This is a genomic window from Clostridium sp. BL-8, from assembly GCF_002006495.1.
Classification (GTDB): Bacteria; Bacillota; Clostridia; order Clostridiales; family Clostridiaceae; genus Clostridium.
In genome coordinates this window covers 47,335-66,150 of record NZ_LZZL01000020.1, presented here as the reverse complement: position 1 = coordinate 66,150, position 18,816 = coordinate 47,335, and the positions used below count along the sequence as shown (strand labels likewise).

The 18,816-nt window shown below is 31.3% G+C and carries 14 protein-coding genes; all 14 read left to right on the top strand.

Annotated features, from left to right (window positions below):
• Positions 1-97 precede the first annotated feature (97 nt).
• Positions 98-1,774, top strand: coding sequence for a biosynthetic-type acetolactate synthase large subunit (gene ilvB, locus CLOBL_RS09065; RefSeq protein ID WP_077858723.1), 1,677 nt, complete (start codon positions 98-100; stop codon positions 1,772-1,774).
• A gap of 23 nt (positions 1,775-1,797) precedes the next feature.
• The gene (gene ilvC, locus CLOBL_RS09060; protein ID WP_077858722.1) at positions 1,798-2,802 is read left to right on the top strand and encodes a ketol-acid reductoisomerase; all 1,005 of its coding nucleotides are present in this window, start codon (positions 1,798-1,800) and stop codon (positions 2,800-2,802) included.
• A 437-nt stretch (positions 2,803-3,239) separates the two neighbouring features.
• On the top strand, positions 3,240-6,164 hold the full coding sequence (locus tag CLOBL_RS09055) for a sigma 54-interacting transcriptional regulator (protein ID WP_077858721.1): 2,925 nt from the start codon (positions 3,240-3,242) through the stop codon (positions 6,162-6,164).
• Positions 6,165-6,286: 122 nt separating this feature from the next.
• On the top strand, positions 6,287-7,330 hold the full coding sequence (locus tag CLOBL_RS09050; RefSeq protein WP_077858720.1) for an NAD(P)-binding domain-containing protein: 1,044 nt from the start codon (positions 6,287-6,289) through the stop codon (positions 7,328-7,330).
• Between the two features lie 374 nt (positions 7,331-7,704).
• Positions 7,705-10,614 carry a sigma 54-interacting transcriptional regulator gene (locus tag CLOBL_RS09045; RefSeq protein ID WP_077858719.1) on the top strand — a complete coding sequence of 970 codons (2,910 nt, stop codon included), beginning with the start codon at positions 7,705-7,707 and terminating at the stop codon, positions 10,612-10,614.
• Between the two features lie 93 nt (positions 10,615-10,707).
• Positions 10,708-11,166 (top strand): PTS sugar transporter subunit IIA, encoded by a 459-nt coding sequence (locus tag CLOBL_RS09040; RefSeq protein ID WP_077858718.1) that lies wholly within the window; start codon positions 10,708-10,710, stop codon positions 11,164-11,166.
• 65 nt (positions 11,167-11,231) lie between these two features.
• Positions 11,232-11,516, top strand: a complete 285-nt coding sequence (locus CLOBL_RS09035; protein ID WP_077858717.1) for a PTS sugar transporter subunit IIB — start codon at positions 11,232-11,234, stop codon at positions 11,514-11,516.
• A 72-nt stretch (positions 11,517-11,588) separates the two neighbouring features.
• Positions 11,589-12,863, top strand: a complete 1,275-nt coding sequence (locus tag CLOBL_RS09030; protein WP_077858716.1) for a PTS transporter subunit IIC — start codon at positions 11,589-11,591, stop codon at positions 12,861-12,863.
• Positions 12,864-12,974: 111 nt separating this feature from the next.
• The gene (locus CLOBL_RS09025; protein ID WP_077858715.1) at positions 12,975-14,021 is read left to right on the top strand and encodes a galactitol-1-phosphate 5-dehydrogenase; all 1,047 of its coding nucleotides are present in this window, start codon (positions 12,975-12,977) and stop codon (positions 14,019-14,021) included.
• Between the two features lie 65 nt (positions 14,022-14,086).
• Positions 14,087-14,905: a transketolase gene (locus CLOBL_RS09020; RefSeq protein ID WP_077858714.1), complete on the top strand. Its 819-nt coding sequence runs from the start codon at positions 14,087-14,089 to the stop codon at positions 14,903-14,905.
• Positions 14,905-15,825: a transketolase family protein gene (locus CLOBL_RS09015; RefSeq protein WP_077858713.1), complete on the top strand. Its 921-nt coding sequence runs from the start codon at positions 14,905-14,907 to the stop codon at positions 15,823-15,825. Before CLOBL_RS09020 ends, CLOBL_RS09015 begins: the two co-directional genes overlap by 1 nt.
• A 145-nt stretch (positions 15,826-15,970) precedes the next feature.
• Complete coding sequence (gene rpe / locus CLOBL_RS09010; protein ID WP_077858712.1) at positions 15,971-16,642, top strand: ribulose-phosphate 3-epimerase; 672 nt, start codon at positions 15,971-15,973, stop codon at positions 16,640-16,642.
• A gap of 119 nt (positions 16,643-16,761) precedes the next feature.
• Positions 16,762-17,202, top strand: a complete 441-nt coding sequence (gene rpiB, locus CLOBL_RS09005) for a ribose 5-phosphate isomerase B (protein WP_077858711.1) — start codon at positions 16,762-16,764, stop codon at positions 17,200-17,202.
• 102 nt (positions 17,203-17,304) lie between these two features.
• Positions 17,305-18,816, top strand: coding sequence for a phosphomannomutase/phosphoglucomutase (locus CLOBL_RS09000; protein ID WP_077858710.1), 1,512 nt, complete (start codon positions 17,305-17,307; stop codon positions 18,814-18,816).

Sequence of the window (18,816 nt, the reverse complement as noted above, 5' to 3'; positions counted from 1 at the left end):
TAAGAAAAAAATAATATGATTTTGAAATCTTAAGTTTATTTTCTACAATTGTGCATTGCAAATTTACAATCATTTTATCAGCAAAGGAGTGAATAAAATGTTATTAACTGGAGCTGAAATTCTGATAAAGTCTCTACTTGATGAAGGCGTAGATACTATATTTGGATATCCAGGTGGAGCAGTATTAAATATATATGATGAATTATATAAATACAAAGACAAAATCCATCACGTTCTAACTTGTCATGAACAAGGTGCAGCACATGCAGCTGATGGATATGCAAGAGCTACCGGTAAAGTTGGAGTTTGTCTTGCAACTTCGGGGCCAGGAGCGACTAATTTAGTTACCGGTATTGCCACAGCATACATGGATTCAATTCCAATGGTAGCTATCACAGGAAATGTAGCTAAGTCATTACTTGGAAAAGATAGCTTTCAGGAAGTTGATATCACAGGAATTACAATGCCAATAACAAAGCATAACTATATTGTAAGAGATGTTAATGATCTTCAAGATATAATTAGAGATGCTTTCTATATAGCTCAAGATGGGAGACCAGGACCAGTATTAATAGATATTCCTAAGGATGTAACTGCAGATAAGACACAGTATACTAAATTGATTCCAAGGGAAGTAATTAGAAAGTCAAAATATATTACAGAAAGCTCGTTGCAGGAAGCAGTAGAGTTAATAAATCAGAGTAAAAAGCCATTTATATATGCAGGTGGAGGTGTAGGAATATCTGGAGCAACAGGTGAACTCATTAATTTTGCAGAAAAGATAAATTCACCTGTATCAACATCACTAATGTGCATGTCAGAATTCCCGAATGATCATGAGTTATATACTGGAATGATAGGGATGCATGGAACAAAAGCATCAAATATTGCAGCAACTAAATGTGATTTGTTGATAACCCTTGGAGCTAGATTTAGTGATAGAGTTATAAGTAATCAAAATCATATTAAGAATGCTAAAGTATTGCAGATTGATGTTGATCCCGCAGAAATAAACAAGAATATAAAAGTTGATGCATGTATTGTAGGAGATTTAAAGGAAGTTCTAGATAGACTTATACCATTAGTTAAGACAAAGAAAGACCAAGAATGGATTGAAACAGTAAACAGTTTAAAAGAATCCAAGAGATTGAATATAACTAATGATGAACTAACACCGGAATTATTTTTTAATAAATTAAACGAATTAAATGATGGAAGTTTTATAATATCTACTGAAGTTGGGCAGCATCAAATGTGGGCAGCTCAATACTTTAAATTTAGAAATGAAAGAACTCTTATAACTTCAGGTGGTCTTGGAACTATGGGGTATGGTCTTGGTGCAGCAATAGGAGCACAAATAGGCAGAACAGATAGAAGAGTATTTAATATTGCTGGAGATGGTAGCTTTGGAATGAATTGTAATGAATTAGTTACTGCAGTTAAAAATAAACTTCCTTTAATACAAGTCATTATGAATAATAATTGTTTAGGAATGGTTAGACAGTGGCAAAGTTTATTTTATGAAGGAAGATATTCTGAAACAACACTAGATAGACCAACAGATTATGTGAAACTTGCTGAAGCCTTTGGAGCTAAAGCATTTAGAATATCTAAAGTAGAAGAAATAGATGACGTTTTAAGAAAAGCTCTGGATTCACAGGGTCCAGTTCTTATAGATTATTTAATTAATACTGATAAAAAAGTTTTTCCTATGGTTGCACCTGGTGCACCAATCAATCAAATAATAAGTGAAGAAGATATTAATAAAAATTAATAATAATTAGGAGGGTCATAAAAATGCCAAAAATGTATTATGAAAAAGACACAGATTTAAATTTATTAAAAGGAAAGAAGGTTGCTGTAATAGGTTATGGTAGCCAAGGTCATGCTCATGCACTAAACTTACACGAAAGTGGAGTAGATGTTGTAGTTGGATTGTACAATGGAAGTAAGTCTTGGGAAAAGGCTGAAGCAGCTGGATTAAAAGTTGCAACTGTTGCAGAAGCAGCAAAAGCAGCTGATTTAGTAATGGTATTATTACCAGATGAAAAACAAGCTAAAATATATAATGAAGAAATTGCTCCAAATTTAGAAGAAGGAAACGCATTAGTATTTGCTCATGGATTTAACATTCATTTTGGTCAAATTAAGCCACCAGCATATGTTGATGTATTCATGGTTGCACCTAAAGGACCAGGACATCTAGTAAGAAGAACATATACAGAAGGTGCTGGGGTACCATGCTTAATAGCTGTACATCAAGATGCTTCTGGAAAGGCAAAACAATATGCTTTAGCTTATGCAAATGGAATTGGAGGAGCAAGAGCTGGTGTTCTTGAAACAACTTTCAAAGACGAAACAGAAACAGATTTATTTGGAGAACAAGCAGTACTTTGTGGTGGAGTTTCAGAGCTTATTAAGGCTGGATTTGAAACTTTAGTGGAAGCTGGATATGCACCAGAAAATGCTTATTTTGAATGTATGCATGAAATGAAGTTAATCGTTGATTTATTATATCAAGGTGGATTAAGTATGATGAGATATTCAATTTCAGATACTGCTGAATATGGAGATTATCAAATCGGTAAGAGAATAATCACTGATGATACAAAGAAAGAAATGAAGAAGGTTCTTACTGAAATTCAAGATGGTACATTTGCTAAGAACTGGTTATTAGAAAACCAAACAAATAGACCAGGATTTAATGCAAGAAGAAGAATGGAAGCAGAGCATCCAATTGAAAAAGTTGGTAAAGAATTAAGAGGAATGATGAGCTGGATTGATACAGCTAAAGTTGATTAATATAATATAAAAGTAAAGGTGGTCGATTTTGATTCGACTACCTTTATTTTTTTTTTCTTTAAAGTTATTTAATTAAATATTAGTAGTATGTAAAAGATTTTTATGAGCTGATTTTTGAAATATGTATTTAAATCAGAAAAGTAAAATTAATGTCTAAATTTGAAATAAAAATGATATACAAGAAGAAAAATACAATGTAATATAGTAAGTATAAAAAGATCTCGCAGTTTAAAAGTGTTTTATTTGCGAGATTTTTTACATTCCAAATAAAAATTTGTGGAGAGGAGGATATTATATAAATAAAAAGTCTTATTTGGCACAAAACGTATAATGGCATAGATATTGCTTTATATAATAGTATGGAATAAAAAGTATGGAGACAAAGAGAATCAATATTAACTATGGAGAAAATAACTGTATTAAAATGGAGGGATTGCATGCAAAAACTAATTGAACTTATTAATTCTGAGGATAAAAAAAATCCTTATACAGATCAAGAGCTTGCAGGATTCTTATCTATTCCAAGATTAAGGGTAATACAAATGAGAAATGAACTAAATATTCCAGACTCTAGAGATAGAAGGAAAGAGTTACTTCTGGCAGATTTAAGGGATATATTACGAAAAAATATAAATTTATCAGAGAGAAAAATAACGGAATTAATGATAGAGAGAGGCTATAATATTTCACGAAGCATTATAAGTAAAAATATAAAAGAAGTGATTCAAGAATTCAAAGGCGAAAATGATGTAATATCAAAAGAAGAAAACATTGTTGTATCGGATGACTCTGAGGATAAAAGTGAAGAGAGCTTTAAAAAGCTCATAGGATACAGAGGAAGTCTTAAAAATAAAATAGATCTAGCAAAGGCAGCAATACTATATCCGCCAAATGGTCTTCATACATTAATTTATGGCGGATCAGGAGTAGGAAAAAGTGAATTGGCAGAATGTATGTATGAATTTTCAATATCTAGCAGAGCAAAACCTAAAAATGCACCATTTATAATATTTAATTGTGCAGATTATGCGGAAAATCCCAATCTACTTATTGCCCAATTATTTGGAGTTACAAAAGGCGCATACACAGGAGCTGATGCTGATAAGGATGGGTTAGTTGAAAAAGCAAATGGAGGTATTTTATTTTTAGATGAAATTCATAGACTTCCATCAGAAGGGCAGGAAATTCTATTTTATTTGATAGATAAGGGCAAGTATAGAAGACTTGGAGAAACAAATGTTGAAAGAAAAGTAAACGTTCTTATATTGGCAGCAACTACTGAGAATCCAGAGTCTAATTTACTTCTAACTTTCAGAAGAAGAATACCTATGCTTATTGAATTACCTAAATTAACGGAAAGACCTTTGTCTGAGAGGCTTGAAATTATAATCATGTTTTTAACCAGAGAGGCTCAGCGAATAAATAGAAATCTTTTAATAACTAAAGATGTATTAACATGCTTAATGTTGTATAATTGCAAAGCTAATATAGGTCAATTAAAAAGTGATATTCAGGTTATATGCGCTAAAAGTTATGTAAAATACATGTTTAAGAATACGGATAAAGTAGTTATTGATATGGAGGATGTTGGCATTTCTATCAAAAGTGCTTTTGCTGAAGGACAGAAGGAAAGTGAGAAAGTCAGAAATCTTGGTATAGATGATTTATATGTAGACATAAAGAACAAGGAAAAAAATAAGGATGAAATAAAAAATTATGTAAATGAAAATAAAATATATCAGTATATAGAAGATGAGTTTAAGAAACTTGAACAAGAAGGGATAGGAGAAGAGGAGATAGATAAGATTCTTCTAGAAAAGGTAGAAAATAAGTTAGGAAAGATTATTGATAATAAAAACATTACAAAGTTACTTAATATAAATGAACTAAAAACTATAGTGAGACCTGAGGTTATAAGCATAACAGAGGGGATTTTAGAACTAGTCAGGGGAAAATATAAATTTATTAACAATAGTTTTTTCATTGCGTTAGCCATCCACATTAATTTTACAATTGAAAGAGTAATGACTGGAAAAGTTATAACAAAATCTGATATTCAAGTAAATACCAAGAATATGGTCCAAGAGATCAAAATAGCAGAAAAGATAAGATTAATGATAGAAAGGGCAACAAAACTAAAGATTCCAAAAAGAGAAGTAACATATATAGCTATTTATATAAAAAAATTCTGTTCAGACGTATTTAATGTAGAGCCTAAGGTTAAGGTGATTATTATTACGCATGGGCATGTCGCTTGTGGAATGGCGGATATTGTTAATAAATTATTAGGTATAGAAGATGCCGTAGGAATAGAAATAGCTTTAGATGAATCACCAGAAAGTGGATTAGAAAAAACTATTGAAATGGTTAAAGCAATAGATGAGGGAAGAGGTTGTTTATTACTTGTGGATATGGGATCTTTAGGAATGTTTGCATCAATGGTGGAAGAGAGAACAGGAATCAGGACTAAAAGTTTAGCAAGGGTTGACACTTTACTAGCATTAGAAGCAGCTAGAAGGGCTTCAATAGAAGGAGAAAGCCTAGATAATATTGTTGAAATGCTAAAAGAAGTTAAAGAATACAATGGTACATTTAAATCAGAAATAAGTGATAGGAAGAAGAAAAAGAAAGCAATAGTAACAGTATGCTTAACTGGAGAAGGTAATGCATTAAGTATTAAAACATATATTGAAAAACGTTTAGAAAGAGAGAATAGCAATATAGAAATATTTGCAATGGGTTTCATAAATAAGAAAGATATAGAAGGTGAAATTATAAAGTTATCCATTGAATATGATGTTTTAGCGGTATGCGGAACCATAAAAATTAAAGTAGCTAATATACCCTTTATCGATTATGAAAGCATGTTAAATGGAATAGGAATTAACAGATTAATTAAGCTTATAAAGAGTGAAAACGATTCAAATGAAAGTGTAGAACATAGTAACCTAAGCAACTTGATTTCAGAGGAATTGATCTTATTAAATCTGGATTGCTTAGTGAAAGAAGAAGTTATCGATAAAATGGCAGAATTACTTGAAGAAAAAGGCTTTGTTAATAATAAGTTTATGTTGAATCTATATAAAAGAGAATCTATGGGCAATGTAGTTTTCAATAATGAAGTAGCAATTCCTCATGGATTACCTGAAAATGTCATAAAACCGGCTATAATTATGGCAAAACTAAATAAACCAATTCAATGGAACAATGAAAATATGGTAGATATAGTTTTTATGTTGGCACTTAAAGAAGATAATAGGCAAGAAATAAAAAAATTATTTCATATGATTAGAGAAGAAGATCTAGTAAAAAATATACGTTTAGCACAATCAGAAAAAGAAATAATAAGAATGTTTTTGTAAAATCAAAATATTCCAAAAACTTGGCATAGTTTTTGCTCTAATAAGATAGCATAAAGATTAAAATTCAGAAAATTAAAAATTGTTTCAACAAGTTTTTAATTTGTAAATATGGAGGTAATATTATGAGTATTATTGCAATTATTGGAGCAGGCCAAATGGCATCTGCATTAACTTTTCCTGCAACAGAAAATAAGAATGAGGTACGACTTGTTGGTACTCCATTAGATAGAGATATCATAAGTGCAGCGAAGGAGACAGGGTTTCATACAACATTGAAACGTGAATTACCTAAAAAGGGGATTAATTACTATCAAATAGAAGATGTAAAGGAAGCAATAGATGGAGCTGATGTTATCATTTGTGGAGTCAGCAGTTTTGGTGTTGATTGGTTTGCGGATAATATATTGCCTATTATACCTGAACATATTCCTGTTCTTTCAATAACAAAAGGAATGATTACTAAAGAAGATGGAGAAATAATCAATTATCCACAGTATTTTTTGAGTAAACTTCCTCCTAATAAAAAGCTTTCTATTAGTGCTATTGGAGGTCCATGTACTAGTTATGAGCTTGCTGACAAAGACAATTCAGAAGTAGTATTTTGTGGAGATAATGTAAATATACTTAGAAAGTTTAAGGATTTATTTGAGACATCTTATTATCATATCAGCTTATCCACAGATGTTGTAGGAGTTGAATGTGCAGTAGCCTTAAAGAACGCGTATGCCCTTGGTGTATCTCTAGCTATTGGGTTAGCTATTGGAGCAGATGGATCAGGAAAAGAGCATTACAATTCACAAGCAGCACTTTTTGGAGAAAGCATAAAGGAAGCAAAACATCTTCTTAAATTAATAGGGGGTAAAGAAGAAAATATCGTATATTTTGGTGGAGACCTTTATGTAACTGTTTTTGGAGGGCGTACCCGTAGAATAGGAACTCTACTTGGACAAGGATTTTCCTTTGCGGAAGCCATGGAAAAATTAAAAGGAGTTACTTTGGAATCAGTAGTCATTGCTACTCGCGCAGCAAAGTATGTACGATTTTTAGCAGAAAAGGGAATAGTTGCACTTAGTGATTTCCCATTGTTAATTCATATTGATGATATCATAAATTCAGGTGCTAAAATTGATATTCCATGGAAAGCTTTTGAAACAGAAGAAATATAATTATTAAATACACATAATTTTATTCTAATCTTATTGAACCAGCTATTGTTTGAAATTCTAATATGTCAATTATACTTATTAAGTGAGTTATTTGGAAGACTTTGAAATTCTAGTTTAGATTTCTAAATTTTTTTGAATAACTCACTTTTACTAATGATATTTAGAGAAAGACATTCTAGGGCATTTTCTGATAGTAAATTTATTGCAGATATAAATGAAAAGTATTGTAGTAACATATGTAAATGTTTACTAAGATAACGGATTAATGAATATTTTAATTCGGATATATTTATATTAAATATAATTTTTTGCTATGTTAACTAGGTTCCAATATCAAGTTGAGTTGTAAATAGACCATAAGGGAGGAGACATGAGTGGGAGGATTAGCTGAACTTATTGATACTGAGGATAAGAAAAATCCTTATACAGATCAGGAACTTTCAGAATTATTATCTATTCCAAGATTAAAAGTTATAGAAAAAAGAAGGGAACTAAATATTCCTGATTCAAGGGATAGGAGAAAGGCATTATTGCTAAGTGATTTAAAGGAAATTTTACGTAGTAATAATATATCTGAAAGAAAAGTCACAGAACGAATGATACAAAAAGGATATAATATTTCCAGAAATATTGTAGGAAGGTATATGAAAGAGTTAGGTTCGGAGAATATTAGAGGAGAAAATATTAGTGATAATATATTCACACCTAAATCAGATAATCAAAATGAAGAGAGTTTTAAAAAACTAATAGGGTATAAAGGAAGTATTAGAAATAAGATAGACTTAGCAAAAGCAGCGATATTATACCCACCTAATGGATTACACACACTTATTTATGGTGGTTCAGGAGTTGGCAAAAGTGAGTTAGCAGAATGTATGTATGAATTTGCTGTATCAAGCGGGGCCAAGTCTAAAAATTCTCCTTTCATAGTATTTAACTGTGCAGATTATGCAGAAAATCCAAATCTTCTTATCGCTCAATTATTTGGAGTGATTAAAGGGGCATATACTGGAGCTAATTTAGACAAGGAAGGATTAGTTGAAAAGGCTAACAATGGCATTTTATTCTTAGATGAAATACATAGACTTCCTTCAGAAGGACAGGAAATATTATTTAATCTTATAGATAAAGGTAAGTATAGGAGACTAGGAGAAACAAATGTTGAAAGAAAAGTTAATGTTCTTATATTAGCTGCAACTACTGAAAATCCAGAATCAAGTTTATTATTGACATTTAGAAGAAGGATACCTATGCTCATTGAATTGCCTAAATTAATAGAAAGACCGTTACATGAAAGATTAGAGATTATAGTAATGTTTTTAAATAGAGAGGCGCATAGAATTAATAGAAATCTTTTAGTTGAGAAGGACATATTAATCTGTCTGATGCTATATAACTGTAAAGCTAATATAGGACAACTTAAAAGTGACATTCAAGTCATTTGTGCAAAAAGTTATGTAAAATATATGTTCAAAAATACAGATGAAGTAATTATTAGTATGGATGACATAAGTATTTCAATTAGAAATTCATTTTCTGAAGGACAAAAGAATGATAAGCAAGTAAAAAATCTTGTTATAGATGATCTATATATAGATATAAAAAACCAAGAAAAAAATAAAAATGAAATAACTAAATATGTAAATGAAAATGAAATCTATCATTATATAGAATCTGAATTTAAAAAACTTGAGTCAGAAGGAATAAATGATTGTGAATTAGACAAGATTCTTTTAGAAAGAGTTGAAAGTAAATTAGGAAAGATAATTGATAATAAAAAAATTACAAAGTTATTAAATATAAATGAGCTAAAATCAATAGTTAGACCAGAAGTTATAAGTATAACAGAAGGGATTTTAGAATTGGTTAGAGGAAAATATAAGTTTATAAACGACAACTTTTTTATTGCGCTAGCTATACATATTAATTTTACTATTGAAAGAGTTATTACTGGGAAAGTTATAAGAAAATCTAACATTCATATAAACAAAGAAACTATGCAACAAGAGATGCAAATTGCCGAAAAGATAAGACAAATGATAGGGAAATCCACAAACTTGGAAATTTCTAAAGAAGAAACAATATATATTGCAATCTATATAAAGAAGTTTTGTTCAGATACATTTAATATTAAATCTAAGGTTAGGGTATTTATAATAACTCATGGACATGTTGCATGTGGTATTGCAGATATTGTTAATCAGTTGTTAGGAGTAGATGATGCAATTGGAATAGAGATATCGTTAGATGAATCACCTGAAAGTGGATTGGATAGAACTATTGAATTTATTCAGAAAATGGATGAAGGGAGAGGGTGTTTATTACTTGTAGATATGGGGTCATTAGGTATGTTCTCGTCACAGGTGGAGGAGCGGACTGGAATAAAAACTAGAAGCTTGGCAAGAGTTGATACGTTATTAGCGATAGAAGCAGTTAGAAAAGCTTCAATAGAATATGAAAGTTTGGATAATATTGTTGAAATGTTAAAAGAGTTAAAAGAATATCATGGTACGTTTAAACCGAAAATGGAGAGCAGAGAAAACAAAAAGAAAGCAATAATAACTATTTGTCTAACAGGGGAAGGAAATGCATTAAGTATTAAAATGCATATTCAGAAATATCTAAAAAAAATGCATTGCAATATAGAGATATTTGCAATGGGTTTTATTAATAGAAAAGACATAGAAGATGAAATTGCAAAGATGTCAAGTGAATATGATATTGTGGCAGTGTGCGGAACTATAAAAATTAACGTAGCAAATATACCTTTTATAGATTACAGAGATATATTAGATGGAATTGGTATTAATAAGTTAATTAAGCTTATTGGTATGGAAGCAGCTAGTAAAGAATTAATAGCGTATGAAAAGCTAAATCAATTAATAGCTGAAGATTTTATTTTGATAAATTTAGATTGTTTAAATAAAGAGGAAATAATAGATAAAATGGTAGGACTGCTTGAAGAAAAAGGATTCGTTAATAATAAGTTTTTATTAAATATATACAAAAGAGAAGCTATTGGGGATAGTGTGTTTAACAATGAAGTAGCTATTCCCCATGGTCTGCCTGAAAATGTTATTAAACCAGCTATAGTTATAGCAAAACTAAATAAACCAATACAATGGAATGAAAAAATAATGGTAGATATAGTTTTTTTGCTGGCACTTAAAGAGGATAACAGAGAAGAAATAAAAAAAATAGCTTACATGATTAGGGAAGAAAATCTAGTGAATAACATACATTCAGCTAAATCTAAAAAAGAAGTAAAGGGGGTATTTTTATAAAATCAAAATATTCCGAAAACTTGGCATGGGTCTTGCTTTAATAAATAGCATAAAGATCAAATAAAAAAAGCAGTATTGAAAGGAGATGAGTGTATGGAATTAAATAAATTTATTAATAAAAATTTGATAAAAGTAAATTTACCATGCAAAGATAGAAACGAATTATTCCAGATGATGCACAATGAAGTATTTAAATATGGATATGTAGAGCCAACTTACTTAGATGGGTTGATATCAAGGGAAAACGTTTTTCCAACAGGAATAAAATTAACTAATTACAATGTTGCAATACCTCATACTGATGCAATTCACGTTAAGGAAGAGTTTATTGCAATAGCAGTACCAAAAAGTCCAATAAAGTTTAAGTTAATGGAAGATGAAACACAGGAAGAAGAAATGAGTCTTATATTTATGTTAGGACTTAACAAACCTCATGATCAATTAGAAGTGCTAAAGGAGTTGATGGAAGTTATACAACAAGAAGATTTAGTAAAGCAAATTATAGAAGCCAAAGATCAGGATCAGATTGAAAACCTTTTAAACAATATATAAATTAAATTGATAATACAAATATTTTAAGTTATAAACCAAATTAAAAATATTAGGAGGAATTAATTATGAATGGTAAAAAAAGAGTATTGGTAGCTTGTGGTGCAGGTATAGCAACATCGACAGTAGTTTGCGACAAGGTTGAAAAATTATTTAAAGCAAATGGTATTATGGCAGAGATTATTCAATGTAAGATAGCAGAGGTAGCTTCTAAAGCAAAAGATGCTGATTTGATAATCTCAACTACTATCTTACCTACTACGTATGAAATTCCAGCAATAAAGGCTACAGCATATGTTACTGGAATTGGTATGGATAAACTAGATGAAAAAATATTAAGCTTTTTTAAATAAGGTTTATATTGTCCTAATTTATTAGGACAATTTAAATAAAATTTTTCAAAGATTGTTAGGAGGAATAATAATATGGATCAACTTATGGGAGTAGTTCAGTACATTTTAGGAATTGGGCCAACAGCAATTTTACCAATAGCAATACTGATAATAGGCTTGATAGCGGGAACGGGAATCACTAAGGCATTTAAGTCTGGTATCACAATAGGTATTGGTTTCGTTGGAATCAACTTAGTTTGTGGTGTGTTATCAAGTACATTAGGGCCAATAGCACAAGAAATGGTAAAAAGATTTGGATTAAGTCTAAATGTAATTGACTGTGGTTGGCCAGCAGCGGCAGCGGCATCTTGGGCAACACCAGTAGCAGCTATCTTAATACCAGTATGTTTAGTTGTTAATTTAGTTATGATCTTCTTTAAATTAACAAAAACCCTAGATGTTGATATCTGGAATTATTGGCATTTTATAGCTGCTGGAGCAACTGGTTATATAGTTACAAACAGCTGGATATTTGCAATTATCTGCGCAATATTATATGAAATCATGGTATTAGTTATTGCTGATAAAACAGCTCCAATGGTTGCAAATTTTTATGATTTAGAAGGTATATCACTTCCAACAGGTTCTACTGCTGCATTTGGATTAGTAGGTATTCCAATTGGATATTTAATAGAGAAAATTCCAGGATTAAATAAATTACATGCAGACCCTGAATCAATTCAAAAGAGATTTGGTATATTTGGGGAACCTATGATGATGGGATTAATCTTAGGTTGCGTACTTGCGATACTTGCAGGAAACGATCCAGGAGCAATATTTAAAGCAGGTGTTAGCATGGCGGCTGTTATGTTCTTACTACCTAGAATGGTTAAGATATTAATGGAAGGTTTAATTCCTATTTCAGATGCAATGAAAGAAAAACTTCAATCTAAATATGCAGGCAGAGAATTATATATCGGTATTGATGCAGCTGTATCAGTAGGACATCCAGCAACAATGGCTACAGCTTTAATATTAGTACCAATTACATTAGTGTTAGCAGTAATCATACCAGGAAATAAAGTATTACCATTTGGTGATTTAGCTACAATACCATTCTATGTTGCATTTGTGGTTGGTTCAAGAAAAGGAAATATTGTTCACTCAGTAATTACAGGGACAATAGTACTTGCATTCTCACTACTTATGGCAACAGACTTTGCAACAGTACACACTTCAATGATGTCTGGTGCAAGCTTCCAAGTACCAGGTGGAGCTACTCAGATTTCAAGTTTAGATATGGGTGGTAACTTCCTCAACTGGATAATATTAAAATTTGCACAAATAGTAGGACCTTTCTTCCATTGATTTTAAAGTAAAAACATTAGGTTATTAAGTAAAAGTATGCTTTACAATAAGAACCATAAAAATATAAAATATTTTGTTCATTTAGATTTTGTTTATTAAGGAGGAGAAAAAATGAAAGCAGCAGTACTACATGGAGTAGGAGATATAAGATATGAGGAAATTGAATTACGTCCATATGGAGATGATGAAGTTAAAATAAAGGTAATGGCGGCAGGAATATGTGGATCAGATCCTCCAAGAGCATTAAAGAAATGGAAATATGAGTTACCAGCTATATTAGGTCATGAATTTTCAGGTTATGTAGTTGAAAAGGGTAAAAATGTTACAAATGTAGAAGTTGGAGATAGAGTTGTTGCAGTTCCATTACAACCATGTAATGAATGCGAATACTGTAAAAAGGGACAATTTTCACTTTGCGAAAATTATGAAATGATAGGTGCAACGCAATTTGGCGGATTTGCAGAATATGCAAATGTTAAAGCAGCAAATGTATTAAAAATAGACGATATAGATTATGAAGAAGCAGCAATGATAGAACCATTGGCAGTTGCATTACATGGAACATTAAATATTCATTCGCAACTAGGTGATACAGTAGCAGTTCTAGGGGCTGGTACCATAGGACAGCTTACGATTCAATGGCTTAAGATTTCAGGAGTTGAAAGAATTATTGCAGTAGATATATCTGATAAAAAAATAGAAGAAGCTATTGCTTTAGGTGCAGATATAGGAATAAATGCAATGAAGGAAAATCCAGTTGAGAAAATATTAGAGTTAACCAATGGGTTAGGTGTTGATATCAGTATCGAATGTGCTGGATCAAAGATAACACAAGAACAATGCTTATTAATAACAAGAAAAAAAGGAAAAGTAGCATATCAAGGAATTGGACATGCAGGGATTGAGTTATCAGAGAGTGCTTTTGAAGGAATATTCAGAAGAGAATTAAATTTACAAGGATTTTGGAATTCATATTCTGCACCATTTCCAGGAAAAGAATGGTTTGCATCTATAGAATATTTAAAACAAAAGAAAATTAAATTACAGGAACTTATATCACACAGATTCTCACTAGAAGATACAGCAAAAGCTTTTGAATTAATTGGTAGTAGAAAAGAGGAATATAATAAGATAATGATAGTCCAAGAGCAAGAGTAATGTTTTGAAGAAAAGCACTAATAGAAAAAATTACAGATCTTAAATTTTAGGAGGAAATATAGCGCATGAATGAAAATTTAAAGAAAATATCAAGCAACATAAGAGTAAATATTATTAAAAGTGTATCAGCAGCAAAATCAGGGCATCCAGGAGGTTCATTATCAATTGCAGATATCCTGACTGTTTTATACTTTGAGAAAATGAATATAGATCCTAAAAATCCAAAAGATCCAAAAAGAGACAGGCTTGTATTATCAAAAGGACATTCAGCACCAGCATTATATGCTACATTGGCAGAGAGAGGATATTTCCCTAAAGAGGAACTCTTAAGCTTAAGAAAATATGGATCTAAGTTACAAGGTCATCCGGATATGAAAAAAGTTGAAGGTGTTGATATGTCAACAGGATCACTAGGACAAGGATTATCAGCAGCAAATGGAATGGCAATAGCTGCAAAACTAGACAATGCAGATTATAGAGTTTACGCAGTATTAGGTGATGGAGAAGTGCAAGAAGGACAGATATGGGAAGCCGCAATGAGCGCAGCACATTATAAACTTGACAATTTAACTGCATTCCTTGATTTAAATGGCCTACAGATAGATGGTTCAAATGAAGAAGTAATGAATATAGGTCCAGCTGATGAAAAATTCAAGGCTTTTGGTTGGAATGTTCTAACTATAAATGGGCACTGCTTTGAAGAAATCTCTAAAGCTATAGATGAAGCAGCAGCTGTAAAAGGAAAACCAACAATGATAGTTTGCAAGACAGTAAAAGGAAAAGGCGTTTCATTTATGGAAAATAACGTTGCATGGCATGGGTCAGCACCAAATGAAGAAGAAACAAGGAAAGCATTAGCTGAGTTAGAAGGAGGCGTAAATTAATGGGAGCAGCAACAAGAGAAGCATACGGACAAGCTTTAAAAGTACTAGCAGAAGACAAAAATGTTGTGGCATTAGAGGCGGATCTGGGTAAAGCAACTAAGAGTATGGAGTTTAAAAAAGTAGCACCAGAAAGATACTTTGATATGGGAATTGCAGAAGGAGACATGATTGGTACAGCAGCTGGTCTTGCAGCAGCCGGAAAGATTCCATTTGCAAGTACATTTGCAATGTTCGCAGCAGGAAGAGCATTTGAGCAAATAAGAAATTCAGTAGCATATCCTAACCTAAATGTTAAAGTAGTGGCAACTCATGCAGGTATAACAGTTGGAGAAGATGGAGGAAGCCATCAGGCACTTGAAGATATATCATTAATGAGAAGCATACCTAATATGGTTGTAATAAGCCCAGCAGATGTAGTTGAAGCTAAAAAAGCAATATTTGCCGCTAAAGAATATTATGGACCAGTATATATAAGATTAGGTAGAGCAGCAACTCCAGATATACATGATGAAAATTATGAATTTAAAATTGGAAAAGGTGAAATTTTATTCTCAAGTGGAAATGATGTAGCAATAATTGCAACAGGAATAATGGTAGCAAAAGCTTTAGATGCAGCAAGAGCATTAAGTGAAAGCGGAATAAATGCAACTGTTGTAAATATATCAACAATAAAGCCTCTTGATAATGAACTAATTGTTGATGTTGCGAAAAGAGTAAAGAAAATTGTAATTGTAGAAGAGCACAGTATAATAGGGGGATTAGGTTCAGCAGTTTCAGAACTTTTAAGCGAAGAACATCCAACAAAAGTTAAAAGAATTGGAATAAACGATGAATTCGGAAAGTCAGGAAGTGCAGAAGTTCTACTAGAAAAATACAATTTAACAGCAGAGCACATAGTTGAAACTGTAAAATCATTTTAAAGACTAAATTTCTAATATATATTTTCTCAATAAACTAAACACCACGCTAAAATATTATGTACTAACTTAAGATAAATTAATAGAGAAGCTTAAAAAGATAATATCAAAATAAAGTTATATATGAAGTAAGAATGGAGGATTGTAGATGGAAGCAATAATTTCACCATCACTGTTATCAGCAAATGTATGTAATTATTCAGAAGACTTTAGGATATTCAATGAAAAGGATATTAAGGTTATTCATATAGACATTATGGATGGACATTATGTACCTAATATTTCAATAGGATTAGGCCAATTAGCAGCTTTAAGAAAGTTAACAACAGCAGAATTTGATGTTCACTTAATGGTTACAAATCCAGATGAATATGTCGAAGCTTTAGTAGAGGCAGGAGCAAATAGCATTACAATACATTCAGAAGTTGCAACTCATTTATATAAAAGCATACACTATTTAAAAAGCTTTGGTATAAAGGCAGGAGTAGCTTTAAATCCAGCAACACCAATAAACTGTCTAGAATATGTTTATCCTCTTTTAGATAGAGTTTTGATAATGTCCGTAGAGCCAGGATTTGGCGGACAATCATTCGTTCCTTTTGCTTTAGATAAAATAAGTCAGCTTAATGAAATTAAAGCAGAAAACAATTATGAGTTCACTATTCAAGTAGACGGTGGAATAAACTTATACAATGTAGAAGATGTAATTAAAGCAGGAGCTAGAGATATTGTAATAGGTTCATCATTATTTAATGAAGGTTTAGCGAAAAACATTGATCTATTCAATCAAAAGATAATAAACATCAACAATACCCCATAACTCATTCATATGCTTAAATAACAGGAGAATATTGCGAGTATTCTCCTATTATTTTAAAGATAATTATACTACGAGAAATATTAAGATTCAATGAGTAAATAATAGGAAGGATGATATAGATGAAAATAGCTTTAGGATGTGACCATGGTGGAGTTAATCTAAAAAATACAATAAAGAAAGAACTTTCGGCTAAAAATATAGATGTTATTGATTTTGGTACTAATAGCAGTGATAGTGTGAATTATCCGGACTATGCATTAAAAGTTTCGGAATCAGTAGTATCAAAAGAATGTGATTTAGGAATATTGTGTTGTGGAACAGGCATCGGAATGTCGATTGCAGCCAATAAATATAAGGGGATAAGAGCCGCAGTTGTTGGTGATTGTTTCTCTGCAAAAGCTACCAGAGAACATAATAATACAAATGTTTTATGTTTAGGGGAAAGAGTTATAGGAGAAGGATTAGCTCTTGAAATTGTAAATACATGGTTGAATTCAGAATTTCAAGGTGGAAGACACGCAGAAAGACTTGCATTGGTAGAAGAAATAGAAAATAAATAAACTTTGCTAAAGGTAATTTAATTATTTTGTTAATCACTTTAATAATAAAAAAATATTGCAAGATGTTTACTAGTATATACTTTAGTTTTGGGAGGAATTATTATGCTACAAGAACTTAAAAAGTTGCAAAGCGGAACGGATATAAGAGGGATAGCAACTGAATATAATGGAATTAAAAACCTTACACCAGATTTAGTAAGAGCCTTAGGAAATGGATTTTTGGAATGGCTCAAAAATAATAAAAATATAGATAAAGGTAGTATAAAAATAGCTGTTGGTATAGATTCAAGATTGTCAGGTCTAGAATTGAAAGAGGCTTTAATTAAAGTTTTTTTAAATTCTGGCTTCAGAATCTATGATTGTGGAATGTGTACAACTCCTGCCATGTTTATGACAACTATTTTAGAAGACTATTCCTGTGATGGAGCTATAATGATAACAGCAAGCCATCTTCCATATTATTATAATGGATTAAAATTTTTTACTAAGGAAGGTGGATGTGAAAAAGAAGATATTGTAGAAATAATAGAATATTCCTGCTTAGAAGGAAAGAGTTGTGCTGGTGGATCAGTAGAAAATGTTGACTTTATAGATGTTTACTCAAATATATTAGTCAATAAAATAAGGAAAAGCGTAAATTCGGAAATAAATTATGAATTTCCTCTAGAAGGAAAGAAAATAATTGTAGATGCAGGAAATGGAGCAGGAGGATTTTTTGCACATAAAGTTTTAGCGAAGCTTGGAGCTGATATAGAAGGAAGTCAGTTCACAGAACCTGATGGAAATTTTCCTAATCATATACCAAACCCAGAAAACAAAGAGGCCATGGAATCTATAAAAAAGGCAGTTCTTCAAAATAAAGCAGATTTAGGAATAATTTTTGATACAGATGTAGATAGGGCAGCAGTGGTAAGCAGTGATGGAACGGAGATAAATAAGAATGCACTTATAGCATTAATATCTGCTATAGTACTAGAGGAAACGCCAAGTTCCACTATTGTTACAGACTCAGTAACTTCAGCAGGGCTTGCTGAATTTATAACAAACTTAGGGGGAATTCATCATAGATTTAAAAGAGGATATAAAAATGTTATAAATGAAGCTAAGAGATTAAATGAAAAAGGTTCTGAGAGCAACTTAGCGATAGAAACATCTGGACATGCTGCGCTGAAAGAAAATTATTTTTTAGATGACGGTGCATATTTAGTTGCTAAAATATTAATAAAAATGGCTAAGCTAAAAGAAGAGGGAAAAGACATTTCTAGCCTTATAGAAAATCTTAAATATCCAAAAGAAAGCAGAGATATAAGAATAAATATAAAAAGAGCAGATTTTAGAACATATGGAGAAATGATAATTGAAGGTTTAAAAAAATACGTAGAACAAATAGAAGGCTGGACAATTGAACCACAAAATTATGAAGGAGTAAGGATAAACTGTAATAAAAAAAGCGGTGATGGATGGCTTTTGTTAAGATTATCATTACATGAACCTGTACTGGCATTAAATGTAGAGTCAGATTCGGACAATGGAACAAATGTGATGTTGGAAAAATTAATTCTTTTTTTAAAGAAATATGAAGAACTAGAGGATATATCAAAACAAATACCATAA

What these genes read in the sequence shown, in the direction of transcription:
- CLOBL_RS09035 (WP_077858717.1), top strand. Translation starts at nt 11,232, where the DNA reads ATGAATGGTAAAAAAAGAGTATTGGTAGCTTGTGGTGCAGGTATAGCA.
- CLOBL_RS09030 (WP_077858716.1), top strand. Translation starts at nt 11,589, where the DNA reads ATGGATCAACTTATGGGAGTAGTTCAGTACATTTTAGGAATTGGGCCA.
- CLOBL_RS09025 (WP_077858715.1), top strand. Translation starts at nt 12,975, where the DNA reads ATGAAAGCAGCAGTACTACATGGAGTAGGAGATATAAGATATGAGGAA.
- CLOBL_RS09040 (WP_077858718.1), top strand. Translation starts at nt 10,708, where the DNA reads ATGGAATTAAATAAATTTATTAATAAAAATTTGATAAAAGTAAATTTA.
- CLOBL_RS09000 (WP_077858710.1), top strand. Translation starts at nt 17,305, where the DNA reads ATGCTACAAGAACTTAAAAAGTTGCAAAGCGGAACGGATATAAGAGGG.
- rpiB (WP_077858711.1), top strand. Translation starts at nt 16,762, where the DNA reads ATGAAAATAGCTTTAGGATGTGACCATGGTGGAGTTAATCTAAAAAAT.
- ilvC (WP_077858722.1), top strand. Translation starts at nt 1,798, where the DNA reads ATGCCAAAAATGTATTATGAAAAAGACACAGATTTAAATTTATTAAAA.
- CLOBL_RS09050 (WP_077858720.1), top strand. Translation starts at nt 6,287, where the DNA reads ATGAGTATTATTGCAATTATTGGAGCAGGCCAAATGGCATCTGCATTA.
- CLOBL_RS09015 (WP_077858713.1), top strand. Translation starts at nt 14,905, where the DNA reads ATGGGAGCAGCAACAAGAGAAGCATACGGACAAGCTTTAAAAGTACTA.
- CLOBL_RS09020 (WP_077858714.1), top strand. Translation starts at nt 14,087, where the DNA reads ATGAATGAAAATTTAAAGAAAATATCAAGCAACATAAGAGTAAATATT.
- CLOBL_RS09055 (WP_077858721.1), top strand. Translation starts at nt 3,240, where the DNA reads ATGCAAAAACTAATTGAACTTATTAATTCTGAGGATAAAAAAAATCCT.
- ilvB (WP_077858723.1), top strand. Translation starts at nt 98, where the DNA reads ATGTTATTAACTGGAGCTGAAATTCTGATAAAGTCTCTACTTGATGAA.
- rpe (WP_077858712.1), top strand. Translation starts at nt 15,971, where the DNA reads ATGGAAGCAATAATTTCACCATCACTGTTATCAGCAAATGTATGTAAT.